21 protein-coding genes are annotated in these 25,594 nt (G+C 44.2%); 11 read left to right on the forward strand and 10 right to left on the reverse strand.

Annotation, left to right across the window (positions count from 1 at the left end; all coding sequences use genetic code 11):
* Window positions 1–440: 440 nt before the first annotated feature.
* Window positions 441–905: a glutathione peroxidase gene (locus KP77_RS16105; protein ID WP_041123754.1), complete on the forward strand. Its 465-nt coding sequence runs from the start codon at window positions 441–443 to the stop codon at window positions 903–905.
* A 262-nt stretch (window positions 906–1,167) separates the two neighbouring features.
* Here KP77_RS16105 and KP77_RS16110 read toward each other — a convergent pair whose 3' ends face one another.
* The 3 genes from KP77_RS16110 to KP77_RS16120 all read right to left on the reverse strand — a co-directional run bounded on the left by KP77_RS16110 (window position 1,168) and on the right by KP77_RS16120 (window position 3,633).
* Window positions 1,168–2,016, reverse strand: coding sequence for a glycerophosphodiester phosphodiesterase (locus tag KP77_RS16110; protein ID WP_052474371.1), 849 nt, complete (start codon window positions 2,014–2,016; stop codon window positions 1,168–1,170).
* 143 nt (window positions 2,017–2,159) lie between these two features.
* Complete coding sequence (locus KP77_RS16115) at window positions 2,160–3,158, reverse strand: zinc-binding dehydrogenase (RefSeq protein ID WP_041123755.1); 999 nt, start codon at window positions 3,156–3,158, stop codon at window positions 2,160–2,162.
* Between the two features lie 22 nt (window positions 3,159–3,180).
* Window positions 3,181–3,633: an ATP-binding protein gene (locus KP77_RS16120; protein ID WP_041123756.1), complete on the reverse strand. Its 453-nt coding sequence runs from the start codon at window positions 3,631–3,633 to the stop codon at window positions 3,181–3,183.
* A gap of 121 nt (window positions 3,634–3,754) precedes the next feature.
* Between KP77_RS16120 and KP77_RS16125 the strand changes: the two genes are divergently transcribed.
* The gene (locus KP77_RS16125) at window positions 3,755–4,549 is read left to right on the forward strand and encodes a TIGR00266 family protein (RefSeq protein WP_041123757.1); all 795 of its coding nucleotides are present in this window, start codon (window positions 3,755–3,757) and stop codon (window positions 4,547–4,549) included.
* Between the two features lie 189 nt (window positions 4,550–4,738).
* Here KP77_RS16125 and KP77_RS16130 read toward each other — a convergent pair whose 3' ends face one another.
* A complete protein-coding gene (locus tag KP77_RS16130; protein ID WP_041123758.1) occupies window positions 4,739–5,167 on the reverse strand; it encodes a phenylalanyl-tRNA synthetase subunit beta in 429 nt (142 codons plus the stop codon).
* Window positions 5,168–5,276: 109 nt separating this feature from the next.
* Between KP77_RS16130 and KP77_RS16135 the strand changes: the two genes are divergently transcribed.
* Complete coding sequence (locus tag KP77_RS16135; protein WP_041123759.1) at window positions 5,277–5,993, forward strand: 3-ketoacyl-ACP reductase; 717 nt, start codon at window positions 5,277–5,279, stop codon at window positions 5,991–5,993.
* 24 nt (window positions 5,994–6,017) lie between these two features.
* Here the strand turns inward: KP77_RS16135 and KP77_RS16140 are convergent, their stop codons facing one another.
* The 4 genes from KP77_RS16140 to rlmN form a co-directional block, all read right to left on the reverse strand.
* On the reverse strand, window positions 6,018–6,614 hold the full coding sequence (locus KP77_RS16140) for a methyltransferase domain-containing protein (protein ID WP_041123760.1): 597 nt from the start codon (window positions 6,612–6,614) through the stop codon (window positions 6,018–6,020).
* An 18-nt stretch (window positions 6,615–6,632) separates the two neighbouring features.
* Window positions 6,633–7,133 carry a hypothetical protein gene (locus tag KP77_RS16145; RefSeq protein WP_041123761.1) on the reverse strand — a complete coding sequence of 167 codons (501 nt, stop codon included), beginning with the start codon at window positions 7,131–7,133 and terminating at the stop codon, window positions 6,633–6,635.
* Between the two features lie 2 nt (window positions 7,134–7,135).
* The gene (locus KP77_RS17710; RefSeq protein ID WP_052474373.1) at window positions 7,136–8,629 is read right to left on the reverse strand and encodes a sensor domain-containing diguanylate cyclase; all 1,494 of its coding nucleotides are present in this window, start codon (window positions 8,627–8,629) and stop codon (window positions 7,136–7,138) included.
* A 128-nt stretch (window positions 8,630–8,757) separates the two neighbouring features.
* Window positions 8,758–9,819 (reverse strand): 23S rRNA (adenine(2503)-C(2))-methyltransferase RlmN, encoded by a 1,062-nt coding sequence (gene rlmN / locus KP77_RS16155; protein ID WP_041123762.1) that lies wholly within the window; start codon window positions 9,817–9,819, stop codon window positions 8,758–8,760.
* A gap of 353 nt (window positions 9,820–10,172) precedes the next feature.
* On the opposite strand from rlmN, the gene KP77_RS16160 reads away from it, so the two are divergent.
* The 4 genes from KP77_RS16160 to KP77_RS16175 all read left to right on the forward strand — a co-directional run bounded on the left by KP77_RS16160 (window position 10,173) and on the right by KP77_RS16175 (window position 15,621).
* On the forward strand, window positions 10,173–11,282 hold the full coding sequence (locus tag KP77_RS16160; RefSeq protein ID WP_041123763.1) for a glycerate kinase: 1,110 nt from the start codon (window positions 10,173–10,175) through the stop codon (window positions 11,280–11,282).
* A gap of 73 nt (window positions 11,283–11,355) precedes the next feature.
* Entirely contained in the window at window positions 11,356–12,354 is a 999-nt protein-coding gene (locus KP77_RS16165; protein WP_041123764.1) for an LLM class flavin-dependent oxidoreductase, read from the forward strand.
* 173 nt (window positions 12,355–12,527) lie between these two features.
* Window positions 12,528–12,998: a MarR family winged helix-turn-helix transcriptional regulator gene (locus KP77_RS16170; RefSeq protein ID WP_041123765.1), complete on the forward strand. Its 471-nt coding sequence runs from the start codon at window positions 12,528–12,530 to the stop codon at window positions 12,996–12,998.
* Window positions 12,976–15,621, forward strand: a complete 2,646-nt coding sequence (locus KP77_RS16175) for an MMPL family transporter (RefSeq protein WP_041123766.1) — start codon at window positions 12,976–12,978, stop codon at window positions 15,619–15,621. Before KP77_RS16170 ends, KP77_RS16175 begins: the two co-directional genes overlap by 23 nt.
* 143 nt (window positions 15,622–15,764) lie before the next feature.
* Here KP77_RS16175 and KP77_RS17715 read toward each other — a convergent pair whose 3' ends face one another.
* Window positions 15,765–19,445, reverse strand: coding sequence for a chitobiase/beta-hexosaminidase C-terminal domain-containing protein (locus KP77_RS17715; protein WP_052474374.1), 3,681 nt, complete (start codon window positions 19,443–19,445; stop codon window positions 15,765–15,767).
* 283 nt (window positions 19,446–19,728) lie between these two features.
* Here KP77_RS17715 and KP77_RS16185 point away from each other — a divergent pair, with 283 nt between their 5' ends.
* Entirely contained in the window at window positions 19,729–20,094 is a 366-nt protein-coding gene (locus tag KP77_RS16185; protein WP_041123767.1) for a PH domain-containing protein, read from the forward strand.
* 40 nt (window positions 20,095–20,134) lie between these two features.
* Here the strand turns inward: KP77_RS16185 and KP77_RS16190 are convergent, their stop codons facing one another.
* Entirely contained in the window at window positions 20,135–20,716 is a 582-nt protein-coding gene (locus tag KP77_RS16190) for a TetR/AcrR family transcriptional regulator (RefSeq protein WP_041123768.1), read from the reverse strand.
* Between the two features lie 159 nt (window positions 20,717–20,875).
* Here KP77_RS16190 and KP77_RS16195 point away from each other — a divergent pair, with 159 nt between their 5' ends.
* The 3 genes from KP77_RS16195 (at window position 20,876) to KP77_RS16205 (ending at window position 25,570) form a co-directional block, all read left to right on the forward strand.
* On the forward strand, window positions 20,876–21,772 hold the full coding sequence (locus tag KP77_RS16195) for an ABC transporter ATP-binding protein (protein ID WP_041123769.1): 897 nt from the start codon (window positions 20,876–20,878) through the stop codon (window positions 21,770–21,772).
* Complete coding sequence (locus KP77_RS16200) at window positions 21,769–23,373, forward strand: ABC transporter permease (RefSeq protein WP_041123770.1); 1,605 nt, start codon at window positions 21,769–21,771, stop codon at window positions 23,371–23,373. Before KP77_RS16195 ends, KP77_RS16200 begins: the two co-directional genes overlap by 4 nt.
* Window positions 23,374–23,470: 97 nt before the next feature.
* Window positions 23,471–25,570 (forward strand): hypothetical protein, encoded by a 2,100-nt coding sequence (locus KP77_RS16205; RefSeq protein ID WP_235420743.1) that lies wholly within the window; start codon window positions 23,471–23,473, stop codon window positions 25,568–25,570.
* Window positions 25,571–25,594: the final 24 nt, after the last annotated feature.

Here is a 25,594-nt window from a genome sequence, read left to right on the forward strand (position 1 = left end):
GTCCCCTCTCTTTTTTAAAAGTGTGAAAGTCGTTCTTCATCCGATGTGAAGAGAGGCATTTGCCCAAAGTACTTTCATTTTCGAACAAGTATATCACGAAAATAGCATTCACATAAAATTCTGATAACAAATTTTATTGCATTTTTATGAATAAAAATGAATGAAAACGCTATCATTGATAGGTTTGACATATACATTTTTACGTTTCGTCCCTTGCTATAACTGAATTTCTTTTAAATATGGAGAAAAATTCGAAAAAATTATGATTTTTTATAAAAAATCATAATCTGACATGAGAATTGCCTGTTTACTTTCCTGATGATGTCAGGTTTATGGATATCATCGGAATGAGTCTGCGCGTTTTCAGAAGGTCAAAAGTGCGTTCTATTTTCAGGTTTGCTATGCTAAAGAAAGCGAAGAAATATTAGGAGGGTATACATATGAACCAGGCTTATGATTATATGGTCCGTAAAACAAATGGAGATCTGATGTCACTTGATGCTTATAAAGGTCAGCCGCTCTTGATCGTTAATACTGCAAGTAAGTGTGGCTATACGCCGCAGTTTAAGGGGTTACAGGAACTTCATGAGACCTTCCACGACAAAGGGCTCGTTGTACTCGGTTTCCCATGTGATCAGTTTGCAAATCAGGAGTTTGAGAATATTGAAGAAACGACTGAATTCTGTCAGGTCAATTATGGTGTAACATTCCCGCTGATGGCGAAGGTGAAAGTAAACGGTGACGGGGCTGATAATCTCTTTAACTTTTTGAAAGACGAAAAAGGCGGAGAAATTAAGTGGAACTTTACAAAGTTTCTCGTTGATAAAAATGGGCATGTAAAAGAGCGTTATGAACCGGCTGTAGAGCCTGCTGATATGAAGGCTGATATTGAGAAAGTATTGTAATTTTAGCTCTGTGAAATTTGGCTGTTGATTTCCGCTCCAGGGGGAACGCTTTCCGCATGAGCCGTCTTTTGGCTCCGATTCAATCGGACCTCCTCAGCGCGGGGCGCTTGCGGGGTCTCACCTGTCACGCTTCTCCTGCTGGAGTCGTCCCCCTTCCGCTCCAATCAACAGCTGTGCTAAAACAATATTGGTCTTTAACAAAGCCGTAAATAAAGAACGGAGGCACCGGTTATGCGGCCCTCCGTTTTTTGATTATCATTATTTAATCCTTCACTACCTGGATGTCTTCCTCTACCGGCCATCTTGAAAAGTCTGTGATGATGCCATCCACATCGTAGGAGACAGCTTTTTGGATGAGCCGCTTATCCTTTTTGGACCAGACCAGTACTTTTCCGCCGCGTTTGTGCACTTCATCAATCGTTCTTTTTGATACGGCTGATATATTAAAATTAATGTAGGTTGCAAATGAGGTGAGTTCATCTAACTGCCAGAGTGATACTGGTACAAATGAGGCTTTCATGAGGACTGCGATTTGGAGGTCCGGGTCCAGTTCATGGATGCGCTTCAGTGAATCAATATCAAAAGATTGAACAATCACACTGTCTGTTGCGGGATACTGCGATAGTACTTCTGCCACTTTCTCTTCAATTCCCGGATAAAGCGCCGGGTGCTTGATTTCTATTAAAAGACCCACCTGACCGTAAAACGATTCCATTAATTCGTTCAGCGTAATGATTGGTTCTCCGTAATAATCCGGGTGAAAATGCGAGCCGGCTTCGAGAGTCTTTAACTCTTCAAGCGTCATATCCCTGATCTGACCGGTACCGTTTGTTGTCCTGTTCACTGTTTCATCGTGCATGATGATCAGTTCCCCATCCTTAGAAAGGTGAACATCTGCTTCAATGAAATCAGCGCCAAGCTCTATTCCCTTTTGAAATGCCGCATGTGTATTTTCAGGTGCATAACTGGCGGCGCCGCGGTGTGCAACTGAGATCATCCCTTCAACATCTACGTCCTTTACAGGCTGACTGATATACCCCACCAGTAAAATTAAACAGGCGCCGAGGAAAGCAATAAAGGCAATACGCCTTCGTTTCCATCCCCTTATCATAACCATTTCCCCCTCATTCAAAAAGTTCTGAATTTTCTATTTATATAATCAGTATATCATATTTTTGTGAGGGTGTGGGGGGTATTTGTCTATGAAACTGTATTTTAATACCCCTGCAGCATTTTAGCTGCAGGGGTATTGATTTAGAATGATGAAATATTGAATCCAACCTTCCCAAGCTGCTCTGCTTTTTCAATCCGCTCAAAAGCCTGCTCGTAATCCTCTAATTTATATACCTTATCCATCACCGGATGAATGTTGTGCTTTTCGATGAATGCAATCATTTCATTAAGTTCTTCAGCACTTCCCATTGTGGAACCCAGCAGATTTTGCTGGCCGTAAAAGAAGTCGCGGAGGTTGATCGTCACTTCATCTCCGGCAGAAGCACCAAAGGTTACAATCGTGCCGCCTTTTCTTAACTGCTTTAATGACTTATTAAAGGTTGCAGCCCCGACACATTCGATCACCAGATCCATTTTTGTACCGTCTACTGCTTCTTCCCAGTCCCCTTCACTGTCAATTGCGTAGTCAGCACCGAGTTCCAGTGCTTTTTTGCGCTTTTCTTCTGACCGTGATGTTACATACACTGTAGCACCTGCCGCCTTTGCAAACTGCAATAGAAAAGTTGCTACACCGCTTCCGATCCCCGGAATCAGCACGTTCATCCCCTCTTTTATCTGTCCGCGTGTAAACAATGCACGGTATGCTGTGAGGCCTGCAAGTGCCAGCACACCTGATTCCTCCCAGCTGAGGTGATCAGGCTTTTTCACTGCATTCTCTGCAGGCAGCACAATGCTTTCAGCAAAAGTACCGTGACCAGGCAGACCGACAATATCAAATTCAGGTGGCGGCGCGTCAGTATTATGCTTCCAGTTAATCCCCGGATTAATAATCACTTCATCGCCTTTTTGAACATTTGTTACACCTTCTCCTGTTTCTTCGACGATTCCGGCACCATCTGACCCCACTACAAGCGCAGGATCTTCTTCTCCATGACGCGTCAGCACGAACAGGTCACGGTGATTCAGACCGGCAGTTTTCAGTTTAATCCGGACTTCTCCTGCCTGAACCTGAGCGTGATCCAGGTCTCCATATGTAAGTCCCTCCATTCCTTTTGGTCCTTTATGATAGACAGCTTTCATAAGTAAAAAACTCCTTTCAGCATTATATTTTCTTTTCAATCGTCAGGCATTCTTTCCCTTTACGGATAACCGACTTCCCGTCTGCAAATGTGTACGGCCCACCACGGCCGTCAACAGTCATAATTAATACCCGTCCTGTTCCGTAATCAAGCTCTACCAGATCAAATTCAGCTGATAGCTGCGGCCTTGTTTCTTCAAAAACCCGCTGATGAAAATAGGCAATATCCAGATGATCCGGCACACCAAGAATGGTTTTACTATGTCCTTTCACACCGTCTGCAATACCGAATACAACACTGCCTCCGCCGCCATTTGCCATGCAAATCGCATATTCGACCATCTTACGTATATTATCCTCTGTTTTCAGACTCCACTGTTTAAAGTCTAGATCCTGCCCTTCGAAATCATCTGCAACATGAGCGTCTAAACGTCCGATCAACTGCATAATCTGATGAATGGATTTTATGATGATCACCCTCAGCCGTTTAAAATAAGAGCATTTATAAGTTCTCCCTTCTATCTTAACAAAATACATTCAGATTTTTCAGTAAAATGAGTTATGATAGAAGAAATTCAAATAAAGGAGTGGAGACAGAGTGAATAATCATGAAATTGATTACAAGCTTTACGGTGATGACATGCAGTTTGTAGAAGTGGAACTGGACCCTCAGGAGACAGTAATTGCAGAGGCAGGCAGCCTGATGATGATGGATGATGCGATCAGAATGGAAACCATTTTCGGAGACGGTGCGGAATCTTCAGGCGGCCTGATGGGTAAGCTACTTGGCGCCGGCAAACGTGTGCTGACAGGTGAAAGCATGTTTATGACTGCTTTTACGAATGAAGGCACTGGAAAAAAACATGTCAGCTTTGCTTCTCCTTATCCAGGCAAAATTATTCCGCTTGACCTCAGTACGATTGACGGGAAACTGATCTGCCAGAAGGATGCTTTCTTAGCTGCAGCAAAAGGCGTATCAATCGGCATTGAGTTTCAGCGTAAAGTAGGTACCGGCTTCTTTGGCGGTGAAGGGTTCATTATGCAAAAGCTTGAGGGGGACGGAATGGCCTTTGTTCATGCTGGCGGCACGATTCACAAAAAAGAGCTGGCTGCGGGAGAAGTACTGCGTCTTGATACAGGGTGTCTGGTCGCGATGACAGGCGGGATTGATTATAACATTGAGATGGTCGGCGGAATTAAAACGGCTATGTTCGGCGGCGAGGGATTATTCCTTGCGACACTGCGCGGTCCCGGTACTGTCTGGGTTCAGTCATTGCCGTTCAGCCGTCTTGCCAGCCGCGTATTTTCAGCGATGCCGCGTAATGGCGGGTCTAAAGGTGAAGGTAGTGCTGCAAGCGGACTTTTTGATATTTTGGGTGGTGACAGACGTTAAAAAAAGCCGGGACAAATGTCTCAGCCTTTACTATAGTAACCGGTTCACTGCGCTCCAGGCGGTGCTTTCCGGACGGTGGTCGCTGAGCCTCCTCACCTTCGGTTGCGGGGTCTCAGCTGTCTCACTAATCGTCCCGGAGTCACCACCTTCCGCTTCGTTCACCTTAATGTTTTCCTCACCAAACTTATATCATTCACCATAAATCTCTTTGTATGCAAGGACCTTCAGTGCTTTCAATTCTTCTTCGGACAGGGATGATTCAAGTTTTTGAATGACTTCCTGTTCAGAAAGGTTGCCCGCTTCTGCATCTGCCTGAATCTGGCGCAGCTCTCCGATTCCCACCTTCTGAATCATCACACGGGTAGCTTCAGCACGCGTTGTGAATACAAGGTTTTCATCATCTTTCGCCGCCTCTGCTTCTTCTAGATAGCTGCTTAAAACAGGATCCTGTTCAATATAGGTTTTTACCTGATCCATCTGACCATTTGTTTTCATATCGGCTGTAACGGACTCAACTACCTGATCCGCCGCCACTTCTGTACCAAAATAATAAACAGCATATAACCCTCCGCCTATCAGCAGGATGAGGGTGAATAATCCAATTAACAGTTTCTTCATATTTTCACCTCAGCACTTATTATACATAGGGAGAACGATTTCTGCATGTTTTTAAATAATGATTAAAGTGAATAGTAGAATGACAGAACAAAATGAAAGGATGTTTTGCATGCAATCATTAAAAGGAAAAAAAGCAATCATTACAGGAGGCAGCCGCGGAATCGGTGCTGCTACAGCTTTAGAGCTGGCTAAAGAGGGTGTTAACCTTGGGATCGTCGGACGATCTGAGGAAAACCTGAATCAAATCAAAGAAAAATTAAGTCAATATGATGTGAACGTATTTACCGCTAAAGCTGATGTCAGATATGAATCAGATATTACCCAGGCCATTAAAGAACTGACTGATCAACTGGGCCATGTTGATATTCTGATTAACAATGCCGGGATGGGCGCATACGGAGAGTTTCTGGAGCTCACAACTGAAGATTGGAATAAGGTACTTCAGACAAATGTGATGGGAATTGTGCATACGACGAAAGCTGTACTCCCGGGTATGATCGATCGTAAAACAGGTGATATCATTAATATTTCTTCTATGTCCGGCTTAAAAGGTACGAAAGGGTCCAGCGCATACAGTGCGTCCAAGTTCGCTGTGAACGGCCTCACAGAGTCACTTATGCAGGAGGTCCGTCCGCATAATATCCGTGTTTCCACGATCACTCCAAGCCTTGTAGAGACAGATCTGACACGCGGTGAAGACGGGGAACGCAATCCGGATAAGTTCACTCAGGCAGAAGATCTCGCAGAGTATATGGTGAGTCTGTTGAAGCTTGAACAACGGTCATTCATCAAAACATCTGCCATCTGGGCAACAAACCCATTTTAAAAAGCAGGCGCATGCCTGCTTTTTTCATGTCTTATATTCAAAAATGACAAATCGTTCATTATTGTTATTTTCAACTAGCCCCGGAATGGGAATCTGCCGGACAAGCATGAACGCTGTTTTTTCCTCAAGGTGGTGAATATATTCCACAGTCGGATAATATAAGATCACCACTGCATCCCGCTCCTTCTGCTCAAGAGAAACAGCAATCCGGTTCATGACCGCAGCGAAAATCTGCACAGAAAACGGATTAAAGAAATAAAAAACATCCTGCTCTTCATTCACTTCATATTTCTCAGCAAAAGCATGTTCGAACTGCAGGCTGCCTCTTCCAAGCTTTCGCTTAGCAAGGTAGGATGCCTGGTTTTGCAGTGCTTCCTGGTACAACCTCGGATTCATCTCCACGCCGGTTACGTTAAGGCCGAACCTGTGATGAAAATAAAACGAGACACGTCCCTTGCCGCATCCGTAATCCACCAGGCCATTGTAGCGACGCAACGGGTACAATTCGCTCAACACTTCGAGACCTTCATAAGGGGTTGCTTCATAGCGGTTATGATGGATCGATGAACTGACTGTCTCAAGCAGACTGTCAGTTTTAATTGATAGCTGATGATCGTTCATCATATACCTCTTTTCGTATTATTCTGCCTGTTTCATGTCTTTGAACTGCATTTTCCTGAATACTTCATCTCTTATTTCATCCAGCGTGTCAGGATGACTCGCGAGATATGAGCTGATGATCAGGTATTCCTTACCTGACAGGTGTGATTCAGAAGATAACCGGTCAAGAGAAGGGAGCCTGAAGTCTTTGATCGGCAGGTAAGCCAGGTTATACGGATATTTCCCTTTCGTTATGATGACTTTAACACCTTTTAGCCGCGGGAAAAACATTGAATGGTAATCCAGCTTGAGACAGATATCCTCTTTCTTTGCCTGCTTAAGCTGTGGAAGATGGCTTGGGAGCGCAGTGAAAAAGACCATTTGCTCATAAGAATAGACCAGCTTATGAAGAGAGAGTCCGAGCCTGTCAGCTATTTTAACCGCCTTTACTTTAAGCGACCTTATATACAGCGGTCTGGTAGTGACTAGAAACACTGTCGTAAACACAATCACATTGAGTAATAACCATGCGTACTCCATCTTTACATCCCCACTTTCACTGCCACGCGGTTCTTTCCGCTTTCTTTTGCTTCATACAGTGCCTGATCTGCAAACTCAACTGTGTCAAAAGGATCCGCAGTACCATCTGATTCGGCGACGCCAAGACTCACTGTCAGCTTTCCTTCAGGCTGCAGTTCTCCTTTAGGAAAAGCAGTTTCTTCTACTCTTTTGCGAATACGTTCCGCCACTTTAATCGCCTGGTCTCGTGGTGTATGCGGCAGCAGAATCACAAACTCTTCCCCGCCAAATCGATACGCCAGATCATCCCCGCGAAGACTTTTTGTAATCACGCCTGCCAGCTGCACGAGTACTTCATTTCCAAGCATATGACCATTCGTGTCATTGTAATTTTTAAAAAAATCAATATCTAAAAGAATAATAGAAAAAGGCCGCGCACAAAAATCATCAGATAAAGACTGCTGAAATGCACGCTGATTATACAGATTTGTCAGCCCGTCTTTTAACGCCATCCGCTCTACTGATTCATATTGACTCGCCTGCTGAAGGGCAATCGCCGCCTGGGTAGCAAGCGGTGTGATTATATCCACGTCATGCATATTCAGCGGTTTTTGATTGACCAGATTATCAATGATCACGACACCTGACTTTACGCCCTGATGAAGCAGTGGAATCACGACAAATTCTTTCAGACCCAATGTATGATAAAAGCGCATCATTAAGCCATCGTGAGTATCTGCTTCTTTTATCAGCAGCGGGTACCCTGATTCCATCACATCTCTTAAGAAACTTTTTTCCTGAAGCGGAATGGTCATATCCTGTACGATTTCGTTGAGTTGCTGGTCAGATTTTTCCGCTTCTTTTTTATCAATTAAATCTGTTAAGCCGTATCGGTTGGCAGTGATATCCTCCCAGATCTTAAACCCTTCTTCCGCTCTTACAGGTCCTGTTGCCATAATTCCTTTCAGAGAGTTGCCGTCTTCGCTGAGTAAAAAGATCATTGCCCGGTTATAACCGAGCCCATGCCCGGCTGTCATTGAGGTCAAAATCGTCTCTAGCAGTCTTTTAGTGTTGAAGGTCTCCTGCATTGCCTGACTGACATCTTTTGTGACGTTCAGCTGCTTTGAGTTGAATGTCAGGATCTCAAGCCAGCGGTCACGCTGCTGACGGATTTTTCTCACATAATATCTGATCGCATATACACTTCCTGCAAATAAGAAGTAGGCAGCATATACGCTCGGTTCCATTGCTCCGGTTGTGATCCACAGGTACCAGGATGATAGTGCAGCAGCGATCATTCCGCCGCTGAAATGAAAGCTCACCACTGTAGCTGCAATCGCAAATAGTAATAGCCAGGATGTATGTGACGGTGTGGCAAACCATTGCTCTAACAAAACAAGCAGCACTGTCGACATGACAAATATTAATCTGTTTATGTATCCGTTTGCGTAAAAACGAAAAGTATTTGCTATGAATGCCACAAACACAAATGCCGCCGTTAAGAATAGGCCCTCCATCACCGTTCCTCCTAATAGGTAAATTGTCACAAATTAATTATAATACATGGAAGCGTTATATTTCAATAGAAATGCACGATGAATTTAAGGCATAGAAAAAGCCCGGGTTTTGATCTCCGGGCTCAAGTTTATACAGCTGATTTTTTGATCTGCTTACTGCGCAGCTGACCACATGCTGCATCAATGTCTGTACCATGTTCCTGACGTACAACACAGTTGATGCCGCCTTTTTTCAGCGTATCATAAAATTTCATGATATTGTCCTGTTTGCTTCGCTCATACTGGATATGCTCATCAACCGGGTTATACGGAATCAGGTTCACATATGCCAGGTGACGCTTATTATAAAGCATTTTTGCAAGCTGTTCTGCTTCTTCCACGTGATCATTCACGTCATGCAGCAGAATATACTCAAATGTAATCCGGCGGTTTGTTTTCTCAAGATAGTAATCGATCGCCTTCATTAGCGGCTCGATCGGATATGCACGGTTAATCTTCATAATGCGCGTACGCAGTTCATCATTCGGCGCATGCAGAGATAGTGCAAGATTTACCTGAAGATCCTCATCAGCAAAGTCATAGATACGGTTCGCAAGACCACTTGTTGAAACAGTGATATGACGGGCACCAATGCCAAGACCTTTTGCTGAATTCACTACACGCAGGAAGCTCATCAGGTTATCATAGTTATCAAACGGCTCTCCGATACCCATGACAACGATATGGCTGACGCGGTCTCCCTCGCCTTTTTCATCCATATACTTCTGCACACGCATGATCTGTTCAACGACTTCTCCACTTGAAAGGTCGCGGCTCTTCTTTAACAGACCGCTGGCACAGAATGTACAGCCGATATTACAGCCTACCTGAGTTGTCACACATACTGACTGACCATATTTCTGTCTCATCAATACAGTTTCAATCAGGTTGCCGTCCTGCAGCTTAAACAGGAATTTTACAGTACCATCCTGTGAATCCTGACGAATCTGAAGATCGAGTGTCTCGATCACAAAGTTCTCTTCAAGTAATTCACGGCATTCTTTATTGACGTTCTTCATATCTTCAAAGCTTGTGACTCTCTTACGATAAAGCCAGTCCCAAATCTGTTCTGCACGAAATTTCTTTTGACCATGTTCCATAAGCCAGGCAATAAGTTGCTCTAACGTTAATCCATAAATGGAAGTTTTCATTTTTACCCTCATTTCGAAAATGACATTCATTCTTCATTGTACGACGGGTTACCTGTAAATTGCAAGGGGATAACGGAAAACAAATCACAAAAATTCTACTTTTTCAAGTGGAATTTGACCAAAATCAGAAATTTCTTTTTAATGCAGGGGATCCTGCTACAATGGAGGGAACTTAACTTACAGTCGTTACGGGGGCTCACTACACCTGCGGGCCGTTTTACAACAGCAAACCCGGGTGTATCTTACAGCAGCGGGGCTAAACACTGCGGCTGCCAGCAAAAACACAACAGCTGCAGCACAATATACCTCAACAGCCAGATTTAACAAAGCTAATCTAAAAAGGAGCTGATCACATGAAAATTGTACTTGCACCGGATTCATTTAAAGGAAGCCTGAGTGCTGCTGAGGCTGCGCTTGCAATGAAAGAAGGGATTCAATCTGTCATACCTGAAGCTGAATGCGTCATGATTCCGATGGCTGATGGCGGCGAAGGTATGCTCGAACCATTTATATTTAAAAAAGGACTTATCCCTGCTGAAGTGAATGTTCTGAATACATACGGCAAGCCTAAACGAGCTTTGATCTGCATCGATGGAGACACGGCTTATATTGAATCTGCTCAGGCTGTCGGACTGCCGGATTTTACTCCTGATGAACTCATGCCGATCCACTCCACTTCCTACGGGGTTGGAGAGATGATTCGTTTTGCATTAGATCAGGGCTGCAAAAAAGTATTGATCGGACTCGGCGGCAGCGCAGTCAATGATGGCGGAGCAGGACTGCTTGAAGCACTGGGTGCAGCCTACACTTATACAGATGAAGTCAGCGGTCCTGTCACACTCGGCAAGCTCCAGGCGATCCAAAGAGTTGATCTGACAACGCTTGACCCCAGACTGAATGACATTGAACTGATGATCGCATCCGATGTAAATAATCCTTTAACCGGTTCAGAAGGTGCAACAGCGATTTTTGGTCCTCAAAAAGGGGTACTTCCAGAAGATATCACCCGATACGATAGATGGATTGAACAATTTGCTGCCCTTACAGCTGCTGAAATAATCTCAGCACCAGGTGCAGGTGCTGCAGGAGGAATGGGTTTTGCCTTATTGGCTGCAGGCGGCAAATTCGCACAGGGCGCCAGCATCATTGGTGAAGAAATGGAGCTTCCCGAGGCGATCAGTGAATGTGACCTTGTTATTACAGGTGAAGGGAGAAGTGATGAGCAGACGCTTTATGGAAAGGTTGCACATTATGTGGCCGGGCAAGCTACGCACAATCAAAAACCCGTTATTCTGTTGTCAGGCAGTCTTGACCATGAGGCTGATGAGCTCCTGGACCTTTTTACTGCGAGTTTTTCAGTCATGCACAGCCCGTGTACGCTGGACTACGCCATTAAAAACGCTAAGACACTGACGATTAAAAGAACTGCAGAAATCGCAAAACTTATACAGCTTCAACTGTGAATAAGCATACCTCATGCATCCCGCCCTGCTTGCATGGCATAATTGAATCATCAAGTCCAAGGAGGAGTCAGTTATGAAGCTCGGGATATTAGATCAGGTACCAATGCCTGCAGGTGCTGACCCGAACGAAGTTCTGAATCAGACCGTTGCACTGGCTCAGTTTGCTGAAAATGCCGGATATCAGCGGTACTGGCTCGCTGAACACCATAATACAAACGGTCTGTTAAGTGCAGCCCCTGAAATTCTGATGACACGAATTGCATCATCTACCGATTCAATAAAAGTGGGCTCAGGCGGTGTGCTGCTGCCTCAATACAGCCCTTTAAAAGTCGCTGAAACCTTCAAGACGATGGAAGCATTATTCCCCGGCCGGATAGACTTAGGCGTCGGCAGATCTCCCGGCGGTACGGAGCGGACGCGGGCTGCACTGACAGACAGCCGAGAAAGCATGATGAGTGCCTTCCCGCGTCATCTGGATGAACTATACGGATTTATGCACAATGAGCTGCCTAAACAGCATGAATACAGAATGGTTAAGGTTACACCGAGAACCGGCAGTGCACCGCCTGTCTGGATACTCGGACTCTCACCCCGCAGCGCAAAGCTTGCAGCAGAACGCGGGATGGGTCTGACATTCGGTCATTTTATCAATCCTGATAAATGGGAAGAAACGCTTCGTATCTATCGTGACAACTTTACACCCGGTCAATTTGATCAGCCTACAGTCAATGTATGTGTGTTTGTTGTCTGTGCAGATACCCAGAAAGAAGCTGAGCGGCTGGCACTGTCACAGGATATGTGGCTGCTGGGCATTGAAAAAGGAGATTCACAGGTCCATTCCCCTGACGCGCTGAGAAAACGGGGTGTTTCCTCTGCTGAACTCGAAAAGATCCGTCATAATCGCAGAAGAATGATCATTGGAACGCCACAAAAGATAAAAGCTGAACTTGAGAAGCTCAGCAAACGCTACAACACTGATGATTTTCTGCTGATTACAAATATATACGACCCTCAAGATAAAAAAAGATCTTACGAGTTAATTGCCCGGGAAATGAATCATTCATTTTTATAAAAAATGATGAGTGTGTGAAAGAAAAGCAGCACTTTAAACAAAGAATATATAGGATCACTAGAGCGCTGACCTCTTTATCACCGGTCAGCGCTTTTTTAACTGTATTTTTATACTTGACACTTTTTGGTTTACCCCCTAAACTAAAATTACGATAGTTTAGGGGGTAAACCATTTTGGATAAAAGGCTGATAGAGGCTGTTGAGTTATTTGAAGACGTTATGGTATTTGGAACTGAACGGGTTTTAAAGAACGTCAAAGCAGACATTTGGCAGGAATATTCAAGGGAGCAGCTGCAGGTGCTTAAAATCCTTCACAAAAACGGGCCGTTGTCTGCAGGCACACTTGCTGAACTGCAACACGTGCATAAAAGTGCAATTTCCGGACGCTTAAAAAAATTGGAAGAAAAAAAGCTGATTGAAATTATAAAGTCACCGGAAGACCAGCGCTCAAAGTTAATTAAACTGACTGAACAGGGTGCAAATGTTGTACAAGAATCAGATCAGGCTGTATATGACTATATTGAAACGCTTTTTGCGGATCAGGTTAATGATCAGGAACTCGAACAGTTCGTTACGATGTTTAAAAAAATCAGATCTATTTTAAGACTGGAGGGTCCAACACATGAATCAGATACTGAAATTTAAATGGCCGATCACGATTGGCCTCATTGTGCTGACTATTGCACTTTTTCTGATCGCCCCAAACCTGACTCAGCAGGCAGAGGAAGCTGGTACATTTCAACTTCCCGGGGATGCCCCTTCCCAACGTGCTGCAGATATACTAAATGATGCAGGGGCAGGAGAAGAAACGATTTCTCTCGTTTATGAACTTGATAGCGAAGCAGAACAGGCTGTGCGCGATGAGATCTCTGATACTGCACAGCAAATAGAAGAGGTTGGCGATCCTGTATCCTCAGTATTAGATCCTTTCGAAAGCCCGGAGCTTGAAGAACAACTTGTGTCTGAAGATGGTAAGACGATACTGGTACCTGTCACAGTCGACGGAAGTCAGGAGGAGATTATCTCACTTTCTGAAGAAATTAAAACCAGTATCATTCAGGACAATCAAGAAGTTTACATTACCGGTGAGTCCATTATTAATAACGATGTGAATAAAAGTGCACAGGATGGATTGAAGCGGACTGAGATTATAACAGTGGTGTTGATATTCGGGTTACTGCTGGCAGTATTCCGTTCCATTGTGACACCTTTCATTCCTCTTGTTGCAGTTGGAATTACTTATCTCTTGAGTCAGTCGATTGTTGCCTTTTTTATTGAGTGGTTTAATTTCCCTGTCTCGAATTATACTCAGATTTTCCTGGTGGCGATTCTTTTCGGTATCGGGACAGATTACTGTATTTTATTATTGAGCCGGTATAAAGAAGAGCTGGGTGCCGGTCACTCTGTCAACGAATCTATAGTTAATACTTATAAAACCGCAGGCCGCACTCTATATATCAGCGGGCTTGCAGTATTTGTCGGCTTTTTTGCAATTGGTTTTGCGGACTTTCCAATCTTTAAGTCTGCTGTGGCTGTTGCAGTCGGGATTGCTGTGCTGCTGCTCGTCTTAAGTACAATTGTCCCGTTTTTCATGGCACTTTTAAAAGAGAAGTTATTCTGGCCATCGAAGAAGTCAGCTTCCCACAGTGACAGTAAACTCTGGTCATTAATGAGCAGGTTGTCTGTTGCACGACCACTGACATCCATGCTGGTTGTTGCTGCAATTACAGTTCCGCTGTTATTTACTTATGATGAGGCATTGTCCTTTAACACAGTCGATGAAATCGGAGACAATTACGAATCTGTGAAAGGACTGAGAGCAATTGAGGACGGGTTCGGTCAGGGCGATTCACTTCCTGTTAACGTCATTCTGTCAGATGAAGAATCTCTTGTGACAGAAAATATTGTTCCTTATATCGAGAAAATAAGTAAGGAACTTGAAAACACTGAAGGCGTTGATTCAGTCCGGGCCATCACACGTCCAACAGGTGCTCCTCTTGAAGACTTATACGCCGATACTCAGCTTGGACTCATATCAGATGGTTTGAATGAAGCAGTGAATGGTCTCAATGACGTTCAGGCCGGACTCTCAGAGATTACAAGCGGCCTCGATAATATTGTCAGTCAGGTACCTGATTCGTCCTCTGCTTCCGGGATTGGTGAGGCTGCAGCAGGAATTGCTCAGGTCAACACTCAGCTGGTACAGGTCACACAAGGACTTCAGCAAAGCGGTAATATTCAGCAGGCTGCCAGACAGCTGAATGCACTCAGTCAGGGTCTCACTGAAATTGAGCAGGGACTAAGCGGGGCTGCCGGACAAATAGAAGCCGCCTCCGGTCAGACAGCTGAACTCAGTGACGGGCTGACTCAGCTTTCAGAAGGCGTCAGTTCTTCTAACGAAGGGTTAGCGCAAATCGCTGAGGGATTGACCTCAGCAGCAGATCAGCTCGCACAAATGAGTGAAAGTGAAACAATCAGGGATACCGGTGTGTTTATCCCTGAAGGAACATTGGAGAACGAAGATTTTAACCAGGTAATTGAACGCTACGCATTCGATGAAAATAGCGGCGTTAAAATTGAAGTGATTCTAACAGATGATCCATATTCTCCTGTTGCAATTGAAACGGTAGAGCGGATTGAAGAGACCGTACAGAGAGCAATCACTGATACTCCTCTTGATCAGTCAGAGGTGGCAATCAGCGGTGTTTCAAGTATTAATCGTGACCTGAACAATATATCGACTAATGATTTTTCTCAGACTGTCACGATAATGCTCATTAGTCTCTTTGTCATCCTTGCGATTATTTTCCGCTCAGTGATTATGCCACTTTATATGATTGGCTCTTTGCTGCTCACATACTTCACTAGTGTAGCGATTGCTGAGCTCATTTTCGTCAATGGTTTCGGTTATGATGGCATTTCATGGGCAGTGCCATTCTTTGGATTTGTGATGCTTGTCGCACTTGGTGTGGATTACTCAATCTTCCTGCTCGACCGCTTTAGAGAGGAAACAGCTCAATATTCTGTCAGTGAAGCTTTGAAGGTATCCATGGCCAAAATGGGTACTGTCATTATTACCGCTGCAATTATTCTTGCAGGTACTTTCGGTGCGATGATTCCATCAGGTGTTCTCAGCCTTGTCCAGATTGCAACAATTGTCATTACAGGACTGCTGCTATATGGTCTGATCATTTTGCCGCTGCTTATTCCAGCAGTCACTGTTTCATTTGGCAAAGGAATCTGGTGGCCTTTTAAGACGAAGCAATAAAAAGTGGGTTTTGTTAAGGGCAGCGGTGGGTTTTTACTGCCAGTGGTGAACCGAAACATTCACCCGCCTCTTTAGAAGTCAAAATAAAAGTCCTGATGAAGCAAACCTTCATCAGGACTTTCTTATTCAAACATGATTAAGACTTAAGAAGCTTTCTTACCGTGTCCTTTACCCTTACCTTTTCCTTTACCAGGCTTTTCATCATCAAGCTCGATTTCATTGCCTTCTGAATCATACAGCTCTACTCCAGCATGCTTTGCTGAGCCGCGAAGCTCAAGCTTTTGAATGTTTTCAGCTCCATAGATCGCTTCGACATTCTTATGCTGTACAATGACTTTCTTTACTTCGGTTCCTTCAAAGTCGTAAGCTGAACCTGCTTCTTTTGCGTGCAGCGTAACTTCAAGGTCTTCAAGCCCTTCTCCTTCAAAGCTCACGTTAGAACCGCGAACCATGATTTTATCAGCCTTGATTCCTTTTTCAGCTACAATGTGTACGTCATCTTCAAAAATGTTTACTTTTTTCTGCTTATAATCAGCAAGGTTTATCACTTTCTTCTCAGGCTGTGGCTCTTCCACATCTGCTTCAAAGCTGATCTGTGCTAAAAGCGGATCGTGGTCAGATGCACGGCCGTGTACTTCCATGAAATCAGAATTGATATGCACGATATCAAACGCTGTACGCTCCGCAAGATTGTTACTCACAAGAATGTGATCAAGCACCTGCGCGTTTCCTTCATAGTTATACGTATAGCGATCTTCTTTTTCCACTCCGTCAATCAGATTCGTCAGCTCTTCACCTTTTAACGCTTCAAGCGGTGCTGAGAATTCGAAATCATTCATATCACCAGCTACAACAATGTTCGCGTCAGGCGTGTCTGCCTGCACTTCCTGAACAAAGTCATTGATAATGCCCGCAAGTTCAATACGTTCAGCTTCACTGCCTAGGAATGGCGGCTGATTCTGACCGAACAGCGGCTGGTCTCCACCTTTAGAGTTCAGGTGAGTGCCGACTACAATCACTTCTTCACCGTTAAATTCAAATTCAGCTACAACCGGTTTACGTGTATTCGGGAATTCTGATGGTGCGATACGTCCAGGATTGAGCGTCAGTTCGCCGTCCACGACTTCAATCGCATCATTAGCTCCGCCCTGCACACCTTCAGTCAGCTGAACACGTTCAGGATTGTAAAGGAAACCGTTACGGATATTACCGCCAGGCTGTCCACCGTCCTGCTTATCTTCAGGAATCACTTCGGTGTAAGCATATTCCGGTCCGCCAAGCGCAACAATTTCATTGATCAGGCGCTGGTAGCTTTCTTCACCTGAAACTGTACCGTCATCAGTTGGTCCATTGCTGTCCTGTACTTCTGTCAGCGCAATAATATCAGGTGATCCAAGATCGTTAATAAATGAATCAGCAAGACGCTGCGCTTTCTCGTCACTTGTATTTGACGTGTTCGCTGAGAAGTTCTCAATATTATAAGAAGCAATCGTCAGCTCATTTTCTTTGTGTTCTATCGTTGTTGTATCAGGCTCAAGTCCGCCATCTGTGAATGCTGGCAGCTGACCTTCACCTGCAAGTACTTTATATTTACCAAAGCCATAGCTCATTACACCAATAGCTGATGTTGAAAGCTCGTCTCCAGTTTTCACAACAAAGTCCTCATCCTCAACATCAATAAATACGCGCTCAGGGTTAAAGTCATCAGGCTTTACAATTGCTCCGCCAGCCTGCGTGTATACTTCGTCACCCTTATTTGGAATTACTGCAACTTCACCATACTTCTGAGGGCCGCTTGCTGTCCCACCGGCTACCTCAACGCGCATACCTTCAATGCTTTCATAAAAATCAATGCCGTCTTCTTCAGGGTCAAACTGTGCAAAGTTATCGTTATCAATGACTTCTGTCGGCACTTCAATGCCATTCTCTCCACCAATTACGATTGGTTCAGGAAGCTCAAGTCCTTCAGCAAGTTCATTAATATTGGTTGATTCAATCTGTGTCACAGGAAGATCATTATCAAAACGGTCTCCGTAGCCTTCCACGTAATACTCAAGCACTGTTCCGCTTACTTCTACGTGATCACCTTCAGTAAGGCCGTGATTTCTCTGATACACTAGAATACCTTCTGACGTGCGTGAGTCTTCATCCGGCGTCAGTGACTGCATATAGAAGCTGCTGCTGTTTACTACATACGTTACGACACCTTCTACATTAGGAACAGTCAGCCCTTCATACGGTGAAAAGTGCTCTGCTGCCTGGATATCATGAATCTCAATATCGTCTGTCTGAATCACATAAGTGAATTCAGCCACATCGCTTGTTGTCATACCGTCTTTTACAGCGACTGCTTTAAGGTTAGTGTTTTCAGTAATTGTTACGCCGTCTTCATAAAGCGTGCTGTCTGCTGTCGGCTCAGAACCGTCAGTTGTATAATAAATCGACGCGCCTTCAGTTTCAGTAGACAGTTCAACAGTACCGCCTTCTTCAACAAATCCGCCTGCAGGATTCGCTTTTACAGGACGAACCTGATTTGTATCAAAAATAATATCGTCTGCTGAACGAGGAACGATCTGGTATGTGCCGTTGAATTCTCCAACAACGCCATTTACCACCTCATACGTACGGCCAGTCTGAATATCCATTTCTGTTGCCGGACGAATCACAATCTCGTTGCCAAATTCATCAGTTCCGTAGTAGTTACCGCTGCCTGATGAAGCAATATTCACATTTGCAACGGATACAAGTGTTCCTTCAAGTGCTTCACTTAATCCTGTCTCCGGAATCGGCTGTGGTGCAGGTGCTTCTTCCTGTCCTGTTACAACTACGTCTTCAGCTTCAGCTGCGATCTGCGCAAGCCCATTGTAATCCTGAAGCTCGCCATAGACAGAAATGATATCGCCAGGTGCTGCATCTGCTGCTGTTCTGACAACAATACCAGTACCTGCATTCTGGATGTAAATGTTGTTTGCGCCACCCTGATTAAAAACAGCGCTGACTGTACCCGTTGTAGAAACAATTGAGCCAGGCTCCTGATTTCTTACATCTGCAATACTGTCTTCTGTTACGATTGAGTATTCATACGATCTGACGTCGCTGTCATCAAGGCCGTCAGCCGTTGCATACACGTCAAACGTTGTATCTTCTGTTAAGGTAAATGGAGCCGTATATGCCTCATAAGCTCCCCCGTTTTGTGAAACAAAGATCTCAGCGTCAGCCGTTGAAGTTGAAAAAGCAACTTCTGTCCCTTCAGCTACCTGCCCTGCAGGAACGCTTGACTGGACTGCTGATACTTTTGTCGGATCTTCGTAGGAAGTCCATGTGATGTTGTCGACAGTCAGCTGTCTTTCAGACCCTACCTTTTTTAAAACAAGTGTAAATGGACCTTCAACATCAATATCACCATAGTTGAAAGTTACTGCATCTCCACCAATGGCTACATCATCTGTTGTACCAATCAGCTCATCATTGATATAAACTTCAAACTGACGGACACCAGCTGAGGTGAAGTCAGCCTTTGTCTGAAATGTCAGTGATGAAATCCCTCCATCAATTTCAGAAGAAGTTAATGTACTACCCGAATCACGGAACATCATTCCCTTCCCGTCAATCGAAGTCGATGCTCTTCCACCAGTGTAATCCCATGTCACACCATTATTCCCTTCGAACGAACCATCAAGATATGATGTTCCTCCCTGTGTCCAGTTATCAAACGTCTCGGTGAAGCTTTCCGCCGCTTTTGACACAGATGCAAAAGGTGTCAGCAGGCTTAAAACCATGACCAAAGCTACAAAAACTGAAAAATGCTTTTTGACATGCTGCATGTACGTATTACCTCCTGGTTATGTAATCGTGCACAATTAATAGTAAAAGAAAACTTTGGATTTCTCTACAACATTTAGAATCTTTACAAATAATTAATACGAAAGACATTGTAAGCGCATACAATATACGTTCTTTTTACTTATATAACATCTCCTTTTCATAAGATTTCTATTAATGTTCATTCATGTATAAGATTACGATAGATACATCCAGGTTTTGGGGGTAGGAAAGAAGGTTATGGAATATAAGATTATTTTTTAATAGAAAAGGAGAATCAAACATATGGCTGACTTAACAGCAATTATGAACTGGACTTTTATCGAAGAAGTAGCGGTACCCGCAGACCTTGAAAAGTTATTTGTCGAAGGAGAGGAAGCTAAAGTAGCTTATAAGACAATCCGTGACACAGCCGTGATCACGAACAAACGTCTTTTGATCGCTGACAAACAGGGGCTGACTGGAAAAAAGGTTGAAATTTACACCATTCCTTTCAAATCCATCGACATGTACTCCTCAGAAAACGGCGGCACATTCGATACGAATGCTGAACTTGAACTCTGGACACGCTCAGGCAGATTCAAGCTGAATGTGAATAAAAAAGTAGACATCAGAAAACTGGACCGGATTCTCGCTGAAGCCATTTTATAAGATAAGCCCCGGCACTCATACGCCGGGGCTATTTTCTACACTATTTCTTTCCCATTACGCCATAAAAGAAAATATTCGTAATATCCTCAGTAAGAGGAAGAATCTTTTCATACACATCTTCCCGCTGGACATAATCCTTCAGCATTTGAATATAGAAAATAATCGCTTCATTGGACAGATTCTGGTCCACGTATCCCTTCTTCTTCCCCTCATCAAACAATTGGATAAAGTAAGGCAGCGCCTTTTCGATATAAATCTTCTCGATATAGTTACCTTCTTCTGTGTACTCTTTCATTAAGTACTGGTAGAACTCTGGATGAATATTTGAAGAGACCTGTTTTTTATTAAAAATGATCATCTTCACCTTTTCAGGAAAAGGCTGATCGCTGTGTACGATCCCCTCGAACTGGTTCGATGCCTGATCTACATAATAAATAAACACGTCATGAATTAAATTATGCTTACTTTCAAAATAATTATAGATTGTTACCTGCGATACCTGGGCCTTCCTTGCAATATCAGCAATTGATACCTTCTGAATGCCAAGTTCACTAAAAAGCTCCATAGCCGCCTGTAAAATATGCTGTTTTTTTAATTCTCGCCTGCGCTCGAATCCATTCATGCTGTCACCTCTTTAATCATCACTCTCTTTTCAGTTTAATCAAAAATATGAAATTTAACAAACTTTTCGGTTCATAAAGTATTGTTTTTAAAGATAAATGAGTATATTATGAAATATATAAACCAAAATAGTTTAAAACTTTTAAAAGGAGGGTCTCACATGACCGTTCTTCACATTGACCATTTATCAAAACGATTTGGAAAGTTTCAGGCGTTAAAGGATGTCACCTTTACAATTAAAAAAGGTGAAATTTTCGGGTTTATCGGACCAAACGGTGCTGGTAAATCAACGACAATCCGGACGCTGCTCGGGATTCTGAAGCCTTCTTCCGGCAGTGCCTCTATATTCGGTATGGATGTATGGAAGGAATCTGTCGCTATACACGAAAAAATTGCTTATGTACCGGGGGATGCAAACCTGTGGCCGAACCTGACTGGCGGAGAAGTCATTGATCTGTTTTTGAAATTGAGAGGCAGCCACAGGCCTGAGAAGAAACAGGAGCTGATTGACCGCTTTCAGCTTGATCCTTCTAAGAAATGCCGTACTTATTCAAAAGGAAACCGCCAGAAGGTGGCACTTGTGGCTGCATTTGCTTCTGACGCTGAACTGTTCATTCTCGATGAACCGACTTCAGGACTCGATCCGCTGATGGAGCGCGTGTTTCAGGAATACGTGCTGGAGGCCAAGGCCCAAGGCAAGAGCGTATTGCTTTCAAGTCATATTCTCTCGGAAGTTGAACGCCTGTGTGACCGTGTGGCGATCATCAGACAGGGAGAAATCATAGAATCAGGGTCACTCGAGGAAATGCGCCATCTTACAAGAACAAACTTAGTGATCGAAACGAAGGAACCGTTGAATGGCATCAGTAACATGTCCGGGGTGCACACAGTCAAAGAAACTGAAAAAGGAACTGCTCTGCAGGTGGATGCTGAAGCATTGGATGAAGTGATTAAGAAGGTAAGTACGCTTGGTATTATCAGGCTTGAGAGCACTCCACCGACACTTGAAGATCTGTTTATGCGTCATTATGAAGGGACAGGAAGTGATCAGACATGAGCCTTAAACCATTTTATCAGACAGGGTCACTCATTAAGTTCTATTTGCGGACAGATATTTCCAAAATACTGATCTGGACGTTTTCAATTACAGCTCTGACTATGTTGACCGCCTGGGCATTTGAAGATCTTTATCCTTCTGAAGCGGAGCGGCTTGCGATTGCTGAAACCATGAAGAATCCCGCAATGACTGCAATGGTTGGGCCGGGATATGGTATTGAGAATTATACCACCGGCGCAATGATGGCCCATCAGATGCTATTATTTACAGCGATCCTTGCTGCTGTCATGACTATACTGATGACAGCGAAGCACACACGGGGAGATGAAGAGGATGGAATGGCTGAGATGATCAGTTCGCTTCCTGCAGGACGCCTGGCACCACTTACTTCTGTTCTTGCAGTGGTTGGTCTGTCACAGCTTTTACTGGCTGTTTCAATTGGCACAGCTTTGAGTGGACTGAATATAGAATCAATGCCGCCGGGTGCTTCATTTTTATATGGAGCAGCGATTGGTGGAACCGGGTTATTTTTCGCAGGTGTGACGGCAGTATTTGCCCAACTAAGTGAGAGTAGCCGCGGAACATCCGGTTTTGCGTTTCTCATACTGGGCTTGTCTTATCTTGTAAGAGCTATCGGAGACGTCAGTATGGAAACTCTGTCCTGGCTCTCACCACTTGGGTGGGCATTAAAAACAGAAGTTTTCGTCAGTAATCTGGTCTCCCCTCTGGTCCTGCTGACTGCAGGAAGCTCAGCACTGACCCTGACTGCATTCGGACTGATGTTAAAAAGGGACCTTGGCAGCGGGATGCTTCCGTCTAAACCAGGACGCAGCAATGCTTCTCCCCTGTTACTCAGCCCGTTCGGACTTGCCCTGCGATTGCTGAGAACCAGTGTGATTGTATGGGCAGTCGCTCTGATGGCAATTGGCGCATCATACGGGTCGGTACTTGGCGACCTGGAATCATTTTTTTCCAGCAACGAGATGCTCAGTAATATGGTGAATGCGACTGGCGGACTCAGCTTAACAGAGCAGTTCATTTCCATGCTGATGGCGATTATGTCGATGATGGCTGCAGTACCGGCGCTGATGTTTTTCTACAAGTTAAAATCTGAAGAAAACAAAAGTCGGATGGAGAACATTTATGCACGTGCCGTTTCAAGACAAAACGTGTTTTTAAGCTATCTTGCAGCCGCTGTCCTGTTCGGTTCACTCATGATGGTCATTGCGACTGTGAGCCTGTGGGGCGCTTCAGTGCCTGTGATGGAAGAACCGTTAGCCTTTGCTGTCGTATTAAAATCCGGCCTTGTCTATCTGCCTGCGATCTGGGTCATGATCGGCATCGGTGCAGTATTTACAGGGATCAAACCAGGTTTAACCGGCCTTGCCTGGGGATATTTAATTTATTCTTTTCTTGTCGTATATCTCGGTAGACTGCTCCAGCTTCCCGATTGGCCGGGCCAGCTGTCACCGTTTGGCCATGTGCCTAAGATCCCGGGGGAAGAAATCAGCTGGCTGTCGCTGATGATGCTGACAATGATTTCATTAGCCTTGACGATCGTTGGCTTAAAAGGTTATCAGCAAAGAGATTTAAAGGGTTAAACCAAACGCCATGCGTTTGGTTTTTCCTTGTTTTATACAGTCTTTCGTCCTATTATTAAGCTAAACAATTAAAATAGGAGTGCAGTCAGTGAAAAAAATGATTCTGTTTATTATTTTACCTTTGATTCTTTTTGTACCGCTGGCGATTTGGTTTATCTCTTCCTTTCAATTTAATAATACTCCGGCCCAGGCAGAGCATAACGGTATAAAATACCCGGCGAGAATTACCGGTGAGTCCTACGAAGTGTACCGTGACGATCAATGGGAACCCATGACAATCAAGGGTGTCAATATGGGGATGGCTAAGCCGGGAACATTTCCCGGTCAAGCCGGCATTACAAGAGAAGAGTATGATCGCTGGTTTGAGATGATTGGTGAGATGAATGCGAATACGATTCGCGTTTATACGCTTCACCCTCCTGCTTTTTATGATGCGCTGGCAGAGTATAATGCAGCTGCCGAGAAGCCTCTTTACGTGATCCACGGCGTATGGGCTGATGAAGAGCCGCTCGTTGAAACACTTGACGCTTTTAACACAGAAAGTACGGAATCTTTCCAGAGAGAGATCAGACAGATTGCAGATGTCATCCATGGTAATGCTGAGATCGAACCTGAACCGGGACATGCTTCAGGAACATATGAAAGCGATGTTTCTCCTTATGTCATCGGCTGGATGATCGGAATCGAGTGGTATCCGCTGATGGTCGACAATATGAAACAGGTGTACCCGGACCTGCCACAATTCAGCGGAGAGCATATCGTTACTGAAAATGCAGAACCAATGGAGATATGGCTTGCGGAGCAATTTGAGTTTTTAGCAGACTATGAAATCAATGAATATCAGAGTATGAGACCACTCAGCTTTACCAACTGGGTAACAACTGATAACATTGATCAGCCTGCTGAGCCTTCTGCTGAAGAAGATATGGCTACGGTTGACCCTAATTTAATCAATGTAACTGGTGATATAGCAGAGGCCGGGATGTTCGCCTCTTATCACGTCTATCCGTATTATCCTGATTTTTTGAATCTGGAGGAGCGCTATACGGAGTATATAGATCACAGGGGTGAAAGAAATAACTATGCCGGTTATCTGAATGATCTAAAAGAAAGTCATACCCTGCCAATTCTTATTTCTGAATTCGGCATACCTGCATCAAGAGGCATGACGCACAAAAATCCTTTTGGATGGAATCAGGGCTTTATTGAGGAGAAAGAACAGGGTGAGATTCTGACGCGATTATATGAGGATATGATGGAGCTTGATATGCTCGGCGGGCTCGTATTTACCTGGCAGGATGAATGGTTCAAGCGTACCTGGAATACAATGGATTACGATAACCCTGACAGACGTCCTTTCTGGTCAAATGCGCAGACAAATGAGCAGCAGTTCGGACTGTTGAGTTTTGACCGCCATCTTGGAAAAGTCAATGGAAAGCGTGATGAAGAAGCAGTACTCCTCGGAGATTATAACGGTGCAGTAGAGGAGCTCAGCGTTTTACATGATGAGCGTTATCTATATGTGCAGCTATCCTTACCCGATCTGTCAGAAGATTTCTGGCAGGAGCAGTCACTCGATCTTTATTTCAGTATTCGTTCTGATCAGGGAATAGAAACTGAAGAAGGGCAAGCAGACTTCAGGGCACGGATTAACGGACAGGAAGGTAAGTTTGAAGTAGCAGGTGATTATGATTCATTCTACTTTGATTATGCTGAAAGACTGAATATGATTCCGGCTAATGAACCGCTGGATGAGTTTCACCCAATCAGGCTGGCTTTGAATAGAGAATTTATAAGACCGGATACGAATGAAGTTATGGCATTTGAAAGTTATGAAACAGGCATACTGAAATTTGGCATCGGAGACCCTAATGATGAAGCATACAATTCATTGGCTGATTATTATTATACTGATGAAGGCGTGTTTGAGATCAGAATTCCATGGATGTTACTGAATGCGCGGGACCCAAGCCAAAGGGAATTTATTGGGGATATGCGTAAAGACGGAATTTCTGCATCAATGACAGTGGAGAGTATCCGGTTGTCAGCGGCAGTTATTCGAAACGACGGCCAGGCTGTCATTGAACAGACACCTTTTAATTCTTATTCCTGGGAACAATGGGATCTGCCTCAATATAAAGAGCGCCTCAAGCGTTCGTATGATATATTAAAAGATTTTTTCAACACAATCGATTAAAAAACCTGAAGCGCATGCGCTTCA

Source organism: Jeotgalibacillus alimentarius (assembly GCF_000829445.1).
Lineage (GTDB): Bacteria > Bacillota > Bacilli > Bacillales > Jeotgalibacillaceae > Jeotgalibacillus > Jeotgalibacillus alimentarius.